This is a genomic window from Streptomyces sp. KL2 (genome assembly GCF_046529545.1).
Taxonomy (GTDB): Bacteria; Actinomycetota; Actinomycetes; order Streptomycetales; family Streptomycetaceae; genus Streptomyces; species Streptomyces radiopugnans.
Map to the genome: position 1 here is coordinate 3,762,774 of NZ_CP127170.1, position 18,668 is coordinate 3,781,441.

11 protein-coding genes are annotated in these 18,668 nt (G+C 73.3%); 4 read left to right on the top strand and 7 right to left on the bottom strand.

Features of this window, described 5'->3' with window-relative positions; genetic code table 11:
* Positions 1–86: 86 nt before the first annotated feature.
* Entirely contained in the window at positions 87–668 is a 582-nt protein-coding gene (locus QPK52_RS17015; RefSeq protein ID WP_410538351.1) for a GNAT family N-acetyltransferase, read from the bottom strand.
* Between the two features lie 190 nt (positions 669–858).
* Between QPK52_RS17015 and secA the strand changes: the two genes are divergently transcribed.
* The gene (gene secA, locus QPK52_RS17020; RefSeq protein WP_410538352.1) at positions 859–3,690 is read left to right on the top strand and encodes a preprotein translocase subunit SecA; all 2,832 of its coding nucleotides are present in this window, start codon (positions 859–861) and stop codon (positions 3,688–3,690) included.
* A gap of 219 nt (positions 3,691–3,909) precedes the next feature.
* Here secA and QPK52_RS17025 read toward each other — a convergent pair whose 3' ends face one another.
* A complete protein-coding gene (locus QPK52_RS17025) occupies positions 3,910–4,332 on the bottom strand; it encodes an Rv3235 family protein (RefSeq protein WP_410538353.1) in 423 nt (140 codons plus the stop codon).
* 304 nt (positions 4,333–4,636) lie between these two features.
* Between QPK52_RS17025 and QPK52_RS17030 the strand changes: the two genes are divergently transcribed.
* The 3 genes from QPK52_RS17030 to QPK52_RS17040 all read left to right on the top strand — a co-directional run bounded on the left by QPK52_RS17030 (position 4,637) and on the right by QPK52_RS17040 (position 11,311).
* Positions 4,637–5,152 (top strand): DUF6912 family protein, encoded by a 516-nt coding sequence (locus tag QPK52_RS17030; RefSeq protein ID WP_410538354.1) that lies wholly within the window; start codon positions 4,637–4,639, stop codon positions 5,150–5,152.
* A 94-nt stretch (positions 5,153–5,246) separates the two neighbouring features.
* Positions 5,247–5,930: an HAD family hydrolase gene (locus QPK52_RS17035; protein ID WP_410538355.1), complete on the top strand. Its 684-nt coding sequence runs from the start codon at positions 5,247–5,249 to the stop codon at positions 5,928–5,930.
* A 329-nt stretch (positions 5,931–6,259) separates the two neighbouring features.
* Positions 6,260–11,311, top strand: coding sequence for an NAD-glutamate dehydrogenase (locus QPK52_RS17040; protein WP_410538356.1), 5,052 nt, complete (start codon positions 6,260–6,262; stop codon positions 11,309–11,311).
* 108 nt (positions 11,312–11,419) lie between these two features.
* Here the strand turns inward: QPK52_RS17040 and QPK52_RS17045 are convergent, their stop codons facing one another.
* The 5 genes from QPK52_RS17045 to QPK52_RS17065 form a co-directional block, all read right to left on the bottom strand.
* On the bottom strand, positions 11,420–12,361 hold the full coding sequence (locus QPK52_RS17045) for a carbohydrate ABC transporter permease (protein WP_410538357.1): 942 nt from the start codon (positions 12,359–12,361) through the stop codon (positions 11,420–11,422).
* Positions 12,358–13,719, bottom strand: coding sequence for an ABC transporter permease subunit (locus QPK52_RS17050; RefSeq protein ID WP_410538358.1), 1,362 nt, complete (start codon positions 13,717–13,719; stop codon positions 12,358–12,360). The genes QPK52_RS17045 and QPK52_RS17050 overlap by 4 nt, the downstream gene beginning before the upstream one ends.
* Before the next feature lie 26 nt (positions 13,720–13,745).
* The gene (locus tag QPK52_RS17055) at positions 13,746–15,131 is read right to left on the bottom strand and encodes an ABC transporter substrate-binding protein (RefSeq protein WP_410538359.1); all 1,386 of its coding nucleotides are present in this window, start codon (positions 15,129–15,131) and stop codon (positions 13,746–13,748) included.
* Between the two features lie 176 nt (positions 15,132–15,307).
* Positions 15,308–17,431 (bottom strand): FtsK/SpoIIIE domain-containing protein, encoded by a 2,124-nt coding sequence (locus QPK52_RS17060; RefSeq protein ID WP_410538360.1) that lies wholly within the window; start codon positions 17,429–17,431, stop codon positions 15,308–15,310.
* Positions 17,314–18,537, bottom strand: a complete 1,224-nt coding sequence (locus QPK52_RS17065) for an FHA domain-containing protein (RefSeq protein WP_410538361.1) — start codon at positions 18,535–18,537, stop codon at positions 17,314–17,316. Before QPK52_RS17065 ends, QPK52_RS17060 begins: the two co-directional genes overlap by 118 nt.
* Positions 18,538–18,668: the final 131 nt, after the last annotated feature.

Consider the following 18,668-nt stretch of genomic DNA (forward strand, 5'->3'; position numbering starts at 1 on the left):
ACGATAGGGCCTGGCACCGACAACAGGGCCCGGAAGCGGCCGGCGCCCGTGGCCTGCGGGGGCCGGGGCCCGCGGGTGCGCGGGCGCTACGGCGCGGGCAGGTACGGCACGGCCGCCGTCCGCCCCCAGTCGGAGGGCAGCAGCGACGCCACCCACGCGTCCCGCCGGGTCCCGCGGAAGGTGATCCGCGCCCGCAAGGTGCCCTCCACCACGAAGCCCAGCCGCTCCGCCACGGCCCGCGACCCGGTGTTCCCGGCCTCGGCGAACCACTCCAGCCGCTCCACGCCCAGCTCGCCGAAGGCCCAGTCGGCCACCGCCCGCGCGGCTTCCACGGCGTATCCGCGCCCCCGCCGCTCCCTGGCCGTCCAGTAGCCCAGCTCCGCCAGGCGTCCCTCCGGGCCGGGCGGGGTGATGCGCACCAGCCCCACCGAACCGGTCAGCTCCCCGTCCCTGGTGAAGACGCCGAAGTTGTACGCGGTGTCCTCGCGCCAGCCGGCCGGGCCGATGCTGAGCACGAACTCCTGCGCGTGCCGCCGCTCGTACGGTTCGGGGAGGGTGGTCCAGCGCAGGATGTCCGGATCCTGGCAGGCGGCGTGGACGGCGGGAACGTCCCGCGGCTCGAAGGGACGCAGCACGAGGCGCTCGGTGCCGAGGGTGACGGGTCGCATGGAGGAGATTGTGCCGGTCATCCAATCGGGCGGAACCGGCACCTTCCGAGTCTCCGGCACGTTGGGGGGTACAGGGGCCGGTGCCCCTCGCATACGATGGCCGGTGCGGCTGGGCCCGACGCAAGGAAGAGGCCCGCCGTGCCAGAGCACCCAGACCGTGCCCGGCCCGACCGGCAAGGAGCCAGCCTACGTGTCCGTCTTCGGCAAGATCATGCGTGCAGGTGAAGGCAAGATCCTGCGCAAACTGCACCGCATCGCGGACCAGGTGTCGTCGATCGAAGAGGATTTCGTCAACCTCAGCGACGCCGAGCTGCGGGCGCTCACGGACGAGTACAGGGAGCGCCTCGCCGACGGAGAGTCCCTCGACGACCTGCTGCCCGAGGCCTTCGCGACGGTCCGCGAGGCGGCCAAGCGCGTACTCGGCCAACGCCACTACGACGTGCAGATCATGGGCGGCGCCGCCCTGCACATGGGCTACGTCGCCGAGATGAAGACCGGTGAGGGCAAGACGCTGGTGGGCACCCTGCCCGCGTACCTCAACGGCCTGTCGGGCAAGGGCGTCCACCTCATCACGGTCAACGACTACCTGGCCCAGCGCGACTCCGAGCTGATGGGCCGGGTCCACAAGTTCCTGGGCCTGACGGTCGGATGCATCGTCGCCAACATGACCCCGTCGCAGCGCCGCGAGCAGTACGCCTGCGACATCACCTACGGCACCAACAACGAGTTCGGCTTCGACTACCTGCGCGACAACATGGCGTGGTCGAAGGACGAGCTGGTGCAGCGCGGCCACAACTTCGCGATCGTCGACGAGGTCGACTCGATCCTCGTCGACGAGGCCCGCACCCCGCTGATCATCTCGGGCCCGGCGGACCAGGCCACCAAGTGGTACGGCGACTTCGCCAAGCTGGTGAGGCGGCTGGAGCGCGGCGAGCCCGCCAACCCGATCAAGCAGCAGCCGGAGACGGGCGACTACGAGGTCGACGAGAAGAAGCGCACGGTCGCCATCCACGAGTCCGGTGTGGCCAAGGTCGAGGACTGGCTGGGGATCGACAACCTCTACGAGTCGGTCAACACCCCGCTGGTGGGCTACCTCAACAACGCGATCAAGGCCAAGGAGCTCTACAAGAAGGACAAGGACTACGTCGTCCTCGACGGCGAGGTCATGATCGTCGACGAGCACACCGGCCGCATCCTGGCCGGCCGCCGCTACAACGAGGGCATGCACCAGGCGATCGAGGCGAAGGAGGGGGTGGAGATCAAGGACGAGAACCAGACGCTCGCCACGATCACCCTCCAGAACTTCTTCCGCCTCTACGACAAGCTCTCGGGCATGACCGGTACGGCCATGACCGAGGCCGCCGAGTTCCACCAGATCTACAAGCTCGGCGTGGTGCCGATCCCGACCCACCGCCCGATGATCCGCAAGGACCAGTCGGACCTGATCTACCGCACCGAGGTCGCCAAGTTCGACGCGGTGGTCGAGGACATCGTCGAGCGGCACGAGAAGGGCCAGCCGGTCCTGGTGGGCACCACCTCGGTGGAGAAGTCCGAGTACCTGTCGCAGCAGCTGAAGAAGCGCGGCGTGCCGCACGAGGTGCTCAACGCCAAGAACCACGAGCGTGAGGCCGCGATCGTCGCCCAGGCGGGCCGCAAGGGCGCCGTCACGGTCGCCACCAACATGGCCGGCCGCGGCACCGACATCAAGCTCGGCGGCAATCCGGACGATCTCGCCGAGACCGAGCTGCGCGCCAAGGGCCTGGACCCGGTGGAGAACGCCGAGGAGTGGGCGGCTGCCCTGCCCGGGGCCATGGAGCGCGCGGAGCAGGCCGTCGCGGCGGAGCACGAGGAGGTCACCGAGCTCGGCGGCCTGTACGTGCTGGGCACCGAGCGCCACGAGTCGCGCCGCATCGACAACCAGCTGCGCGGCCGCAGCGGCCGCCAGGGCGACCCGGGCGAGTCCCGCTTCTACCTCTCGCTCGGCGACGACCTGATGCGGCTGTTCAAGGCGCAGATGGTCGAGCGTGTGATGTCCATGGCCAACGTGCCCGACGACGTCCCGATCGAGAACAAGATGGTCACCCGCGCCATCGCCTCGGCGCAGTCGCAGGTCGAGCAGCAGAACTTCGAGATCCGCAAGAACGTCCTGAAGTACGACGAGGTCCTCAACCGGCAGCGCGAGGTCATCTACGGCGAGCGCCGCCGCGTCCTGGAGGGCGAGGACCTGCACGAGCAGATCATCCACTTCATGGACGACACCATCGACGCCTACGTCCAGGCCGAGACGGTCGAGGGCTTCGCCGAGGAGTGGGACCTGGACCGGCTGTGGGGCGCGTTCAAGCAGCTCTACCCGGTGACGGTCACCGTCGAGGACCTGGAGGAGGCCGCCGGGGGCCGCGACGGCATCACGGCGGACTTCATCGCCGACGCCATCAAGGACGACATCCACGAGCGGTACCAGGAGCGCGAGAAGCAGCTCGGCTCGGAGATCATGCGCGAGCTGGAGCGCCGCGTGGTCCTCTCCGTCCTCGACCGCAAGTGGCGCGAGCACCTGTACGAGATGGACTACCTCCAGGAGGGCATCGGCCTGCGCGCCATGGCGCAGCGCGACCCGCTGGTGGAGTACCAGCGCGAGGGCTACGACATGTTCATCGCGATGATGGACGGCATCAAGGAGGAGTCCGTCGGCTACCTGTTCAACCTGGAGGTCCAGGTCGAGCAGCAGGTCGAGGAGGTGCCGGTCGAGGAGGCCGGGCCCGCCCCCTCCCTGGAGAAGGCCCCGCAGGAGGAGGCCGTCGCGGCGGGCGGGCGCCCGGCGATCCGGGCCAAGGGCCTGGACGCCCCGCAGCGTCCGGACCGGCTGCACTTCTCCGCGCCGACCGTGGACGGCGAGGGAGGTGTCGTCGAGGGCGACTTCGCCAGCGGTGAGGACGGCGGCCCGGTCCGCTCGCCCGCGGACGGCATGACCCGCGCCGAGCGCCGCAGGGCGCAGAAGGAGAAGGGCCGCCGCCGCAAGAAGTGACCCGGCGACCGCCGCCGCACGGCGGCCGGCGGTCCGCTCCGGGGCCGGTTCGGGGCCGGTTCGGGGCCGGGCGTCCGAGGAGGACGCCCGGCCCCGCGGCGTCTCCCGCACCGCACGGGCCCCCGCGTCCCGCGCGGTGCGGTCGGGGCGCACCGGTCGCATCGGCCGGACCGGTCGGGATGGTCCTGCCGGCCCGACCGTTCGGGACGGCCGGGGCGGTCAGGGCACGGTGTCGAGCTCGACGGCGGAGCACAGCCAGCGCTGGTCGCGGGAGCGCTCCAGGCGGAAGGCCAGAGCGCGCAGCCGGTCGCCGGCGGCGATCCGGGCGAACGCCTCGACCGCGCCGGGACGGGGCTGCGACCAGCCGACCTCCCGGACCACCGGAGCCGGTCCGCCCGTCACCGCAGACCGCAGCGGGGTCAGCGGGGCGAGCCGGACCAGCTGCTCGTACGCCTCGTCGCGGGTGTGGCCGAGCAGCAGGTGGACCGGCCGCAGACCGCTGAGGACGAGCACCAGCCGGTGTGCGAACCAGTAGGGCGGCAGCCGGTCGCGTTCGCGCTGCCTGGCGGCGAGCAGGGCCGAGCGGGCCGGCCGCCGGGAGTCCCGGCGGCCGGGAGGGGCGGTACGGCTGGTGGGCGGCATGGTCTCTCCCCGTGGTCTTGTGCGGTCTTCCGCACGCCGATCAGCTTACTGGGCGGTAACTTCCATCCCGGTTTCTACTGGGCGGCCCGCGGTGCGGCAACGACCGATGGACGGTGGCGGCGGGCCGTCTGTGTTTCACCTGTCCGGTGGAGGAGTCGCCGGGGCTTGACGGCCGAGGCCGCTGACCTGCGCCGTCCGTCCGGGACGGGAGGACGGATCCGGCCGGGACCGGGGGCGTCCGGCGCGCGGAAGCCGCCGTATGCTGTCGGAACACCCGGAGCGGCCTTACACGAAAGTGGTGGCGATGCGCGTCTATGTCCCCCTCACCCTGCCCGGCCTGGCGGCCGCGCACCGGGCGGGCGAGCTCGGCCCCGGCCCGCTGACCGCCTACGCGGTCACCCCCGGGCTGCGCGAGTGGTACGTCTCGGACGACATCGAGGAACTGGAGTACGCCGCGCTCGGCCGCGCCGCGCAGGCCTCGCTGCGGCTCCTGGCCGTCGCCCCGGACGTCCCGCGCCGCCGGGTCGTGGTGGCCGTCGACGTGCCCGACCGCGAGGCCGTGGCCGACCCGGACCGGGGCCTGGACCCGGCCGCGCTGGGCGAGGTGCGCATCGAGCGGGCCGTGCCGCTGGAGCGGGCCGCCGCCGTACACGTCGACGGGGACGACGCCGAGGCGGACGTCGCCGCGGCGGCGCAGGCGCTGGGCGCGGCCGACCAGGGCGACGACGACGCCCGCTTCACGGTGGACGGGGCGGACGACCACGAGCTGCTGTGGTACGCCACCCAGGAGATCGGCGACATCGTGGGGGAGCTGGGCTGAGCCCGCTCCCGGCCGGCGCCGCAGGCCCGGCCCACCGACCCGTCCCGCCGACCGCGTCTGTCGCTTGTCACACCCAGCCCTTACCGTCGTGGGTATGGACTCGGGCACGGGGAGAGCCCACATCGTGTGGGACTGGAACGGCACGCTGCTGCACGACATCGACGCGGTCATCGCGGCGACCAACGCCGCCTTCGCCGAGATAGGGCTGCCCGCCATCACGCTGGAGCGCTACCGGGAGCTGTACTGCGTACCGGTGCCGCGCTTCTACGAGCGGCTGATGGGCCGGCTGCCCACCGACGAGGAGTGGGCCGGAATGGACGAGGTCTTCCACCGGCACTACTTCGCGCGCATCGAGCAGGTGGGGCTCGCAGAGGGCGCGGCGGAACTGCTCGCCGCGCGGCGGGAGGCCGGGCTGACCCAGTCGCTGTGCTCCCTGGCCCCGCACGACCATCTGGTGCCGCTGGTGCGCCGGCACGGCATCGAGGAGCACTTCGTCCGGGTCGACGGGAACCTCGGCGGCGGCAGCGGGTCGAGCGTCGGCAAGGCCCGGCAGATGGCGGCGCACGTGGCGGCGCTCGACGGGTTCGATCCCCGCCGCACCGTGGTGGTCGGCGACGCGGTGGACGACGCGGTGGCGGCCGCCGCCGTGGGTGCGCGGGCCGTGCTGTACACCGGCGGCTCGCACAGCAGGAGCAGCCTGGAGGCGGCCGGGGTGCCGGTGGTGGACAGCCTCACCGAGGCGGTGGAGGTGGCCGAGCACGTGATCGCGGGGGACTGAGACCGCCGTGCGCCGTGTCGCCCGCGGCCCGGTGGATGCTGTCCACAACGTCCAATTCCGGCCCCCGGTTTTGTACACATACTGTCCATGACGGGGCCCGGCCGAGGAGGGGTAGCCTAGCCGCGTGATCAGCGAGACACCCGCGGGAGGCAGTGCCGCCTCCGACCCCGGGCACCCGTGCGACGCCGCCGGGACCGGGGATGCCGCAGGTCACACCCTCTCCGGGCATGACGCCCCGCTCCGGCGGACACTTGGTGTGCCGGCGCCGGACCCTCAGAACCCTCAACGCCTTGACGTCACGCAACGGCGCGCGACAGGAGCCAGACGACATGCAGACCAAGCTGGACGAAGCAAAGGCCGAGCTGCTCGAACGAGCCGCCCGGGTCGCCGACAGCGGTCCCGCCGGCAGCCAACCCGTACCGGGACTGGACGCCGGGGCCCTCGGCCCGTACCTCCAGCGCTACTACCTGCACACCGCTCCCGAGGACCTCACCGACCGCGACCCGGTCGACGTCTACGGGGCCGCGGTCTCCCACTGCCGGCTGGCCCAGCAGCGCCCCCAGGGCACCGCCAACGTCCGCGTCCACACCCCGTCCGTCGAGGAGAACGGCTGGACGTGCACCCACAGCGTCGTGGAGGTCGTCACCGATGACATGCCCTTCCTGGTGGACTCGGTCACCAACGAGCTGACCAGGCAGGGACGCGGCATCCACCTGGTGATCCACCCCCAGGTCATCGTCCGCCGCGATGTCACCGGCAGGCTGCTCCAGGTCCTGGACGCGGGCGCCCGGCCCCGGGAGGAGATGCCGGACGACGCGCTCACCGAGTCCTGGATCCATGTCGAGATCGACCGCGAGACCGACCGCGACGACCTGAAGCGGATCACCGCCGACCTTCGGCGCGTCCTGTCCGACGTGCGCGAGGCCGTCGAGGACTGGCAGAAGATGCGGAACGCCGCGCTGCGGATCGCCGACGGCCTGCCCGACGAGCCGCTCGCCGGCGACCTGCCCGAGCAGGAGGTCGAGGAGGCGCGTGAGCTGCTGCGCTGGCTCGCGGACGACCACTTCACCTTCCTGGGGTACCGCGAGTACGAGCTGACCTCCGAGGCCGCGGACGGGAACGAGGAGCTGCTGCTCACCGCCGTCCCGGGCACCGGTCTGGGCATTCTGCGCTCCGATCCGCACCACGACGACCATGGCGACGACGACCGGGGAGGCGACGACCGGGGAGGCGACGAGGGCGGCGCACGCGGCGGTGACCACGACGGCGCCTCCCCCCGCCCCCACGCGCCCGCCCACACCCACGCCCACCCGGTGTCGCCCTCCTTCAACCGCCTCCCGGCCGGTGTCCGCGCCAAGGCCCGCGAGCACAGGCTGCTGGTGCTCACCAAGGCCAACAGCCGGGCCACCGTCCACCGCCCCTCCTACCTCGACTACATCGGGGTGAAGAAGTTCGACGAGGCCGGCAACGTGGTGGGGGAGCGCCGCTTCCTCGGCCTGTTCTCGTCGGCCGCCTACACCGAGTCGGTGCGCCGGGTGCCGGTCATCCGCCGCAAGGTCGAGGAGGTGATCGGCTCCACCGGCTTCGTCCCCGACAGCCACGACGGCCGCGACCTGCTCCAGATCCTGGAGACGTACCCGCGCGACGAGCTCTTCCAGATCCCGGCCGACGAGCTGCGCGAGATCGCCACCTCCGTGCTGTACCTCCAGGAGCGCCGCAAACTCCGGCTCTACCTGCGGCAGGACGAGTACGGCCGCTACTACTCCGCGCTGGTCTACCTGCCGCGCGACCGCTACACCACCGCCGTGCGGCTGCGGATGACCGACATCCTCATGGAGGAGCTGGGCGGCACCAACGTCGACTTCACCGCCTGGAACACCGAGTCGGTCCTCGCCCGGCTGCACTTCGTCGTCCGCGTCCCGCAGGGCACGGAGCTGGTGGAGCTGACCCACGCCGACGCCGAGCGCATCGAGGCCCGGCTGGTGGAGGCCGCCCGCTCCTGGGCCGACGGCTTCTCCGAGGCGCTGGTCGCCGAGGTCGGCGAGGAGCGGGCGGCCCGGCTCGCCCACCGTTACGGCGGCGCCTTCCCCGAGGGATACAAGGCCGACTTCCCGCCCCGCACCGCCGTCGCCGACCTCCAGTACATCCAGGGCCTGGAACGGGGCGAGGGCGTCAGCGACTTCGCCCTCAGCCTGTACGAGCCGGTCGGGGCCGGCCCCGGCGACCGCCGCTTCAAGATCTACCGCACCGGCGAGCCCGTCTCGCTCTCCGCCGTGCTGCCGATCCTCCAGGCCATGGGCGTGGAGGTCGTCGACGAGCGCCCCTACGAGCTGCGCTGCGCCGACCGCTCCCCGGCATGGATCTACGACTTCGGGCTCCGGCTGCCGGCCAACCACGCGCAGAACCTGGAGGGGGACGCCCGCGAGCGCTTCCAGGACGCCTTCGCCGCCGTCTGGAGCGGCGAGGCCGAGAGCGACGGATTCAACGCGCTGGTGCTGTCGGCCGGACTGACCTGGCGGCAGGCGATGGTGCTGCGCGCCTACGCCAAGTACCTGCGGCAGGCCGGCTCGCCCTTCAGCCAGGACTACATGGAGGACACCCTCCGCCGCAACGTCCACACCACCCGGCTGCTGGTCAGCCTCTTCGAGGCCCGCCTCTCCCCGGACCGCGCCGCCGCCGGCCACGAACTGACCGACGGCCTGCTGGAGGAGCTGGACGGGGCGCTGGACCAGGTCGCCTCGCTGGACGAGGACCGCATCCTGCGCTCGTTCCTCACCCTCATCAAGGCCACCCTGCGCACGAACTACTTCCAGCCGCGCGACGAGGAGTCGGGCCGGCCGCACGCGTACGTGTCGATGAAGTTCGACCCGCAGGCCATCCCGGACCTGCCCGCCCCCCGCCCGGCGTACGAGATCTGGGTGTACTCCCCGCGCGTGGAGGGCGTGCACCTGCGGTTCGGCAAGGTCGCCCGCGGCGGCCTGCGCTGGTCCGACCGGCGCGAGGACTTCCGCACCGAGATCCTGGGCCTGGTCAAGGCGCAGGAGGTCAAGAACACGGTGATCGTGCCGGTGGGGGCCAAGGGCGGCTTCGTCGGCAAGCGGCTGCCCGACCCCTCGGTGGACCGCGACGCCTGGCTGGCCGAGGGCATCGCCTGCTACAAGACCTTCATCTCCGGCATGCTCGACATCACCGACAACCTCGTGGGCGGCCAGGTCGTACCGCCCGAGCGCGTGGTGCGGCACGACGGGGACGACACCTACCTGGTCGTCGCGGCCGACAAGGGCACCGCATCCTTCTCCGACACCGCCAACGAGGTCGCCACCGCCTACGGCTTCTGGCTCGGCGACGCCTTCGCCTCCGGCGGCTCGGCCGGTTACGACCACAAGGCCATGGGCATCACCGCCCGCGGCGCCTGGGAGTCGGTCAAGCGGCACTTCCGCGAACTCGGGCACGACACCCAGACCGAGGACTTCACGGTCGTCGGCATCGGCGACATGTCCGGGGACGTCTTCGGCAACGGCATGCTGCTCAGCGAGCACATCCGGCTGGTGGCCGCCTTCGACCACCGCCACATCTTCCTCGACCCGGACCCGGACGCGGCCACCTCCTACGCCGAACGCCGCCGGCTGTTCGAACTGCCGCGCTCCTCCTGGGCCGACTACGACACCTCGCTGCTGTCGCCCGGCGGCGGCGTCCACCCCCGCAGCGCCAAGTCCATCCCCGTCAGCGCGCAGGTGCGCCAGGCGCTGGGTATCGAGGGCGGCGTCACCAAGATGACGCCGGCCGAGCTGATGAGGGCCATCCTCAAGGCCCCGGTGGACCTGCTGTGGAACGGCGGCATCGGCACCTACGTCAAGGCGTCCACCGAGACCGACGCCGACGTCGGCGACAAGGCCAACGACGCGATCCGCGTCAACGGCCGGGACCTGCGCGTGCGGGTCGTCGGGGAGGGCGGGAACCTGGGCCTGACCCAGCTCGGCCGCATCGAGTTCGCGCACGAGGGCGGCCGGATCAACACCGACGCCATCGACAACAGCGCGGGCGTGGACTCCTCCGACCACGAGGTCAACATCAAGATCCTGCTCAACTCGGTCGTCGCCGACGGCGACATGACCGTCAAGCAGCGCAACGCGCTGCTGGCGGAGATGACCGACGAGGTCGCCGAGCTGGTGCTGCGCAACAACTACGCGCAGAACGTGGCGCTGGCCAACGCGATGCGGCAGGCGCCCGACCTGCTCCACGCCCAGCAGCGGCTGATGCGCAGCCTCTCCCGCCAGGGGCGGCTGGACCGTCAGCTGGAGTTCCTGCCCGCCGACCGGCAGATCCGCGAGCGGCTGGCGCACGGCCGCGGGCTGACCCAGCCCGAGATGGCGGTGCTGCTGGCGTACGCCAAGATCACCGTCACCGAGGAACTGGCGGACACCGGCCTGGCGGACGACCCTTACCTGCAGCGGCTGGCGCACGCGTACTTCCCCACCGCGCTGCGCGAACGCTTCCCCGAGCAGATCGAGCGCCACGCCCTGCGGCGCGAGATCGTCACGACCCTCCTGGTCAACGACACGGTCAACACCGGTGGTTCGACCCTGGTGCACCGGATGAAGGAGGAGTCGGGCGCCTCGGCGGAGGAGATCGTGCGGGCGCACACCGCCTCCCGGGAGATCTTCGGTCTGGCCCGCGTCTGGGACGAGGTCGAGGAGCTGGACAACACGGTGGCCGCCGACGTCCAGACCCGCATGCGGCTGCACGCCAGGCGGCTGGTCGAGCGGGGCACCCGCTGGCTGCTGAACAACCGGCCGCAGCCGCTGAAGCTCGCCGAGACCATCGAGGTCTTCCGGGAGCGGGTGGAGGTGGTCTGGTCCCAGCTGCCCAAGCTGCTCAGGGGCGCGGACCTGGACTGGCACCAGAGCGTCAACGACGAGCTGACCGGCGCCGGGGTCCCCGGCGATCTGGCGCTGCGGGTGGCGGGCTTCTCCTCCGTCTTCCCCGCCCTGGACGTGGTGGCCGTCGCCGACCGCACCGGCCGTGAACTGCTGGACGTCGCCGAGGTCTACTACGACTTGGCCGACCGGCTGGGCATCACCGAGCTCCAGGACAGGGTGAGCGAGCTGCCGCGCTCCGACCGCTGGCAGTCGATGGCCCGCGCGGCGATCCGCGAGGACCTCTACGCCGCCCACCAGCTCCTCACGGCGGACGTGCTGGCCTCCGGGGACGGCAGTGCCACGCCCGAGCAGCGCTTCAAGGCGTGGGAGGAGAAGAGCGCCGCCGTCCTGGGGCGGGCCAGGGCCACACTGGAGGAGATCCGCGAGTCGGACACCTTCGACCTGGCGAACCTGTCGGTGGCGATGCGCACGATGCGCACACTGCTGCGCAGCAACCGCTGACGCGCCGGAGCGCCGAGCGCCCGGGCACACCGGGGAGCAGTGGGAGGGCACGGTGGGAGGGGCGGCCGTCAGGCCGCCCTCCCACCGTGTACGGCGCGGTTGCCGGCCCTACTTCACCGCGCCGGCCATCACGCCCGAGACGAACTGCCGCTGGAAGGCGAAGAACACCACCAGCGGGACCACCATCGACACGAACGCGCCCGAGGCCAGCACGTCGATGTTGTTGCCGAACTGGCGCACCTGCTGCTGGAGGGCGACCGTGATCGGCGGATCGCCCGCGTCGGCGAAGATCAGCGCGACCAGCATGTCGTTCCACACCCACAGGAACTGGAAGATGCCCAGCGAGGCGATCGCCGGGCCGCCCAGCGGCAGGACGACACGGGTGAACAGCCGCACCTCGCCGGCGCCGTCCAGCCGCGCCGCCTCCAGGAGTTCGCGCGGGATCTCGGCGAAGAAGTTGCGCAGCAGGAAGATCGCGAACGGCAGGCCGAAGGCCGTGTGGAAGACCACCACGCCGACGGTGGTCTCGAAGATCCCCAGGGTGTTGAAGAGTTTGGCCACCGGGATCAGCGCCACCTGCACCGGCACCACCAGCAGCCCGACGACAGCCAGGAACCACCAGTCCCGGCCGGGGAAGTCCAGCCAGGCGAAGGCGTATCCGGCCAGCGAGCCGATCACCACGACCAGCACCGTGGAGGGCACGGTGATGACCAGGGTGGTCAGCAGGGAGCCGGTGATGGCGTCGTTCTCCAGCAGGGAGCGGTAGTTGGAGGCCGTCAGCTGCGACCAGTCGCCCAGCGCCGTCCACCAGCCGGAGGAGGAGACGTCGGAACGCTCCCGGAAGGACGACAGCAGCAGCCCGGTCGTCGGCAGCAGCCACAGCAGGGCGACCACGACCAGGGTGAAGCGCACCGCCCAGTGCCCGGTGAGCGCGGCGATCCGCGCGCCGAGCGGCCGGCGCGTCCGGTCGCTCCGCCTCGGCGCCGCGGGCGCGGGCACGGGTGCGGGCGCCGGCTCGGGGCCCGATGCCGTGTCGGAGAGAGTGCTCACCGTCGGTTCTCCCTCCTCAGCCGCCGGATGTTGAAGACCATCACCGGCACCACCAGCAGCAGCAACAGCACCGCGATGGCGCTGCCCACGCCCTGGTCCGCGCCCGTGCCGAAGGACGACAGGTACAGCTGGAGCGCCAGCACGTTCGCGTCGGACTGGGTGGCACCCGGGGCGATGATGTAGACGAGGTCGAAGATCTTCAGCACGTTGATCATCAGGGTGACGAGGACGACCGCGAGCACGGGTGCCAGCACCGGCACCGTGACCCTGCGGAAGACCTGCCACTCGTTCGCGCCGTCCACCCGTGCCGCCTCCAGCAGTTCGCGGGGCACCCCCGCCAGGCCCGCCGCGATCAGCACCATCGCGAAGCCCGCCCACATCCAGACGTAGGAGGCGATGATGGCCGGGGTGATCAGGGACGGGCCGAGCCAGTTGACCCCGTTGTAGGCCTCGGTGAAGTTGGAGGCGGGCAGCCGCAGATGGGCGCCGTCCGCCTCGGCGGGCAGGGTGAAGACGCCGTCCTCGCCGGTGGTGGCGGTGGCCACCACCCTGCCGTCCCGCACGGCCTCGACCACCACCCCGGCCAGGGCCTTCTCGCCCGGGTCCACGACGTTCGGCTCGCCTCCGCCGCCCTTGGCGAAGTCCACCCAGACCGTGCCGGTGACCCCGCCGTCGCCCGCGGGCCGCGCGGGCGACGCCTCGGCGGCGTCGGTCAGGTCCTGGGGAGGTACGCCCACCAGCGGCAGGTTCGCCGGGCCCGCGGCGTCCACCGGGGACCCGGTGGTGTACGAGCCGCCGCCGGTCTTCTCCAGGTCCCCGTTCGGCCGCGGGCGGGCGCCGGGCCAGGCGGAGGCCTCGTTGAAGGTGTCGTGTATTCCGACCCAGACGGCGTTCGCCACCCCGCGGTCCGGGTCCTGCTCGTACACCAGGCGGAAGATGATGCCCGCGGCGAGCATCGAGATGGCCATGGGCATGAAGACGATCAGCTTGAACGCGGTGCCCCAGCGAACCCGTTCGGTCAGCACCGCGAAGATCAGCCCGAGGGCGGTGCAGACGGTCGGGGCGACGATCACCCAGATCGTGTTGTTCTTGATCGCCGTCAGGGTGTCGTCGTCGGTGAACAGCTCGATGTAGTTGCCCAGGCCGACGAATCCGGTGCCGGAGGCGTCGAAGAGGCTCCGGTGGACCGAGTAGACGATGGGATAGACGACCAGCGCGCCCAGCAGCACCAGGGCCGGCAGCAGGAAGCAGACCGCCAGCCAGGGCCGGGTGCGGACGATGGAGGAGCGGTGGGTCCCGGGGGCGGGCGGGCCCGGCGGGCCGGGGGCCGCCGGGCCGCCCGCTGTGGCGGTCGACATGGCAGTCGTGCCTCCGTCCCGGCCCGTCAGTCGCCGTACGCCTTGGCCGCGGCGGCCTCCAGCTCCCGCTGGGCGCCGGCCACGTCCCCGGGATCCGCCAGGAAGTCCTGGAGCGCCTTCCACTCGCCCTCGCCCTTGGTGCCGCCGAAGGCGGCCGGAGCCTGGTCGGACATGTCGAAGCGGAAGTCGTCGCCCGCGGCGATCAGCGCCTCGGCGATGTCGCGCTGCACGTCGTCGGGGTAGACGGAGGTGTCCAGCTCCTTGTTGGGCGAGATGAAGCCGCCCTGCTCCGCCCAGATCGCGGCGGCGTCGGTGGAGGCCAGGAAGGTGAGCAGGGCGTGGGCGCCCTCGCTGTCCTTCAGCGCCACCGCCGCGTCGCCCGCGCTGACCACCGGAGAGCTCTCGCCGACGGCCGGGAAGGGGAAGACCTTGGCGTCCTGGCCGATCTCCGCCTCGGTGTCGCCGATGTTGACGGCGACGAAGTCGCCCTCGTAGACCATCGCGGCCTGCGGCTCCTGGACATCGGCGAAGACCTGGGTGACGGACTTGGGGAACTCCGTGCGCAGCGCGCCCTGGTTGCCGCCCGCCAGCAGTTCCTTCCTGCCGAACAGCTCGCCGAGGGTGGTCAGCGCCTCCTTGACGGAGGGGTCGGTCCACTTGATCTCGTGCTTGGCGAGCTGGTCGTACTTCTCGGGCCCGGCCTGGGAGAGGTAGACGTTCTCGAACCAGTCGGTGAGGGTCCAGCCGTCCGCGCCGCCGACCGAGACCGGCGGGACGCCGGAGTCGGAGATGGTCTGGGCGGTCTCCAGGAACTCGTCCCAGGTCTTCGGCTCGCTCACGCCCGCGTTCTCGAAGGCGGCGGTGTTGTACCAGACCAGGGACTTGTTGGCGGCCTTGAAGTAGACGCCGTACTGCTCGCCGTCGTGGGCGCCCAGATCCCGCCAGCCCTGGGAGAAGTTCTTCTCCAACTGCTCGCGCGCCTCGGCCTTGAGCGGCTTGATCCAGCCCTTCTCGGCGAACTGGTGGAGCACGCCGACCTGCGGCAGCATCGCCACGTCCGGCGGCGCGCCGCCCTCGATCTTGGAACCGACGAAGGTCGCCACGTTGTCACCGGTCGGAACGAAGCCGACCTCGGCGCCCGTGCGCTTCTCGAACTCGTCGAGGACCTTGCGGAAGTTCTTCTGCTCCGGGCCGGTCCACACGGCCGCCACCTGGAGCTTCTGCCCCTTCAGATCCGGTAGTTCGACGGTGGACTCCCGCCCGTCGCCCGCTCCGTTCCCGGAGCCACCGGACTTGTCGCCCCCGCCGTCACCTCCGCCGCAGGCGGCCGTCAGCGACAGTGCCAGCGCCGCGGCCAGCGCGATGCCCGCTCTGCGGGCCCGCGATCGAGTTGTACGGACAGAAGTGCGCATAGCTCACCGTCCCCACTGTGGGCACGGCCGGTCGTCGAACGGCCGCGCCGTACGTCCCGTTCGGTCAGTCCTACGCCTGAACACATTGCCCGGCAACAGCGCTTCACATGTCAAATCGTCGTTCGTGACCGGCTCGTGACCATAAGGCCCGACCTGCCCTGCCGGGCCCGCCGGCGTCACATCAGCGAGGGGGGCGCGGGGGCGCCCGCCTCGCGGGCGGCGCGCTCGACCGCGCTGGCGAGCAGAGCCAGATCGGTCGGCCCGTTGCCCAGCTCGCGTACGGGGCGGCGGGCGGGGGGATCCCCGGCGCGCGCCCAGTCCAGGGGGACCACCGTCGGCCGCAGAGTCGCCGTGCGGGGTATGCGGCCCGACACCCGGCCCGCCTGGAAGGGGGTCACCGAGCCGTCCGGCCGGTGCAGCGACCCGCGCCCCGGCAGCGGCCCCTCCGCGGGGCCGCCCCGGCCGTCCGAAGCGCCCCGGACGTCCGGCCCGTCGCGGGTGTCGGAGCCCAGGAAGGCCCGCAGGACCGCGCCCTGCCCGGTGGCCGTCCGCCCGGTGTGCTCCGGCCGCCCGGTGGCGGCTATCAGATGCACCCCCAGCCGCGCCCCGTCCCGTGCCACGGCCTCCAGCGCCCGGACCACCGAACCGGCCGCCGGCCGGCCGGGGTTGCCCAGGGCGGGGGCGACCAGCGTGTCGAAGTCGTCGACGAGGACCACCAGCCGGGGCAGCGGTCCCGGAGCGGCCGCGGCCTCGGCGGGATCCGCCTCCCCGGGCGCACGGAGCTTGAGGGCGCCGGGCTCGGCGCCCGTGCCGACCCCCGCGCCGGAGCCCGCACCCGTCCGGGGAGCGCCCGCGGCCCGGCGCTGGGCGACCACCCGGGCGGCCGGGCCGCCGGCGGGGCCGACGGCGGCATGGCGCCGCGCGCGCGGCACCTCCGCCGCGTACGCCTCGTAGGTGCGGTCGCCGAGCAGTTCCGCGCGGCGCTTCAGCTCACCGCCCAGGGCCTGGGCGAACTCCCGCATCCGCACCGGATCCCCCGCGGCCAGGTACGTCGTGGCGTGCGGCAGGTCCCCGCAGGCCCGCAGCCCGTCGCCGTCCCCGTCCACCAGGACCAGGGCCAGCCTGTCCGGCCGCTCCCCGGCGGCCAGCGAGGCGGCCGCCGAGCGCAGCAGCTCGGTCTTGCCGGAACCGGCCGGACCCGAGATCAGGAAGGGGCCGTGGCCGGCCGCGAGGTCCGCGGTGACCGGTCCGTGCGGGCCCGCGCCCAGCACGGCCTCGGCCCGCGGACCGGCGGGTGCGCCGCGCTCGGCGGGGTCGTCGGCCCAGCGGGCCAGCAGCGCCGCGGGGGTGGCCCGGGCCAGGCCCAGCTCCTCCAGCAGCCGGGAGCTCGGCGGCAGCGGCACGGGACGGGCCGGGGACGGACCCCTGGCCGCGTCCGCCTCGCGCAGCGGCGCCAGCGCCCGGGCGAACCGCTCGGCCCAGGCCGACGACACCCCGTCCACGGTCGCGACCGGGGCGTTCGCCGGATCCGTGCCGCGCGCCACCACCCGTATCGCCGTGGCGACGGCGCCGCTGAGCAGGCCGACCGCCCCGCAGGAGCGGAAGGCGGGGGAGACGGCGGCCGCCGCCTCCAGGGTCGCGGCGAGCGGTGACGTGGGGGTGGCGGCCGCCGTCTCGGCCAGGCACAGCAGATGGACGCCGGCGGCCGGTCCGTGCGCCGCCAGCCGGGCCGCGGCGTCGCGCAGTTCGGCCGGACCCGGGTCGCCGTCGACCACGGCGACCGTCAGCGGACCGCGTCGCGCGCCCGCACCCGGCTCCGGTTCCTCCAGCCGCCGCAGCAGCTCCTCGGTGCGGGCGGCGGCCTGCTCGCGGTCGTACGCCAGCAGCAGGCGGCAGTCCTGGCCGTGGGCCGGGCGCAGATGCGGCAGCCAGCCCAGCCAGGACCAGTCGGCGCCCTCCGCCGCGTCGTGCGCACCGCCGCGGGGCGCCCGGCCCGGGGCGATCAGCACGATCTCCAGGACGCCCGGCCCGTGCAGCGCGGTGAGCTGGGCGAGGACCGAGCGCACCAGCGGCAGCAGCCGGGCCCGTGGACCGGCCAGACCCAGCGAACCCGTACGCCGCAGGTCCACCGTCACCGGCTCCACGGCCCCGGCCGCGCCTCGGACGGAGCCGAGCCGGACGGTCAGCGCGTCGGGGTGGCCGGGGCCGCGCTCCCACAGGCGGGGGCCGGGGCCCAGGGCGGTGAGCAGGATCTCCGACGGGTCGGGCCAGCGCTCCTGGCCCGCGGACGCGGCGGGCACGGCGGACGGGCCGGGCCGCGCCCGGCCCGTGCCGTGGGCGTCCGCGCCGTCGTCCTCCGGCCGCCCCCGGCGAGCCGCCGCGCCCAGGCGCCCAGGCCGCCGCGCCGGGGCCGCCCTGCGGCCGGGCCGCCGCCGGGAGGCGCGATCCCGGCCCCGTGGGTGCCGCCGCCGGAGGGGAAGGGGTGGTCGGCGCGGCCGTGCTCGATCTCCTCGGCCGCACCCGGACCGCCGGGGACGTACGGGGTGGCCGCCGCGCCGGGGCCGCCCGGACCGCCGTCCCCGGGCCCGTACGGCGACAGCGCCGCCCGGCCCAGCCCGCTGACCGTCTCGGCTGTGGGGGCGGCTGTGGGGGCGGTGGTGCCCGCGGGACCGGCAGGGGGCGCGGAGCCCCGCTCCGGGAGCGGCCCGGCCGCGCCGGCGCCCCCCGCGGCGACCCGCAGGTGCCCCTCCCCGTCCGGAAGGGCGGGCGGCCCGCCCGGCAGCTCCTCCGCCCCGGCCCGCAGCCGTACGGCGGACTCGCCCAGCCGCAGCGTCGCGCCCGGAGGCAGCGGCATCGGACGGTCGTGGACCGCGGCGCCGTCGACCGTCGTGCCGTTGGTGGAGGCCAGGTCGGTGACCGTCACCACCCCCGACTCCGCCACGGTGACCATGCAGTGCAGCCGGGAGACGTCCGGATCGTCCAGTGGCACGTCCGCCTCGGCGGAGCGGCCGACGCGCACCTGCCCGCCCCGCAGCAGATGGACCCCGCCCGCGTCCGGCCCGGCGACCACGTGCAGCCGGGCGCGCGCGCCGGCGGGAGCCGGGCCGTGGCCCCAGGGGGCCGTCGGCCCGTACAGGGACACCACCGCGCCGTCCACCAGCGGCGGCACTCCCAGCATCTGGCGCCCGGCGTCCAGCCGCTGCGCGCCGGAGAACACCGCCACCGCCTCCCCGGAGCCCGCGGCGGGCGCGGCACCGGCGGAGGCGGCCGCCGCCGCGAGGGCACCGGTCACCGCGGAGAGTGTGGTGCCCGCGGGGGCGGTCACCAGCACGTCGCAACCGCCGGTGCTCTGCTCCGCGTGACCGCCGCGCGGCCCGAGGACGGTCAGCCGGATCTGCATCGACATCGGCCCCTTCAGTCCCGTGATGCTGGATGCATCCTCGCACCGACCACTGTCATCGCACCCACGATCCTCCGTCGAATGATCTTGATTGGTCGGCTGTGCACGCAAATGTGGCCGGTAATTGCCCGTCCCCT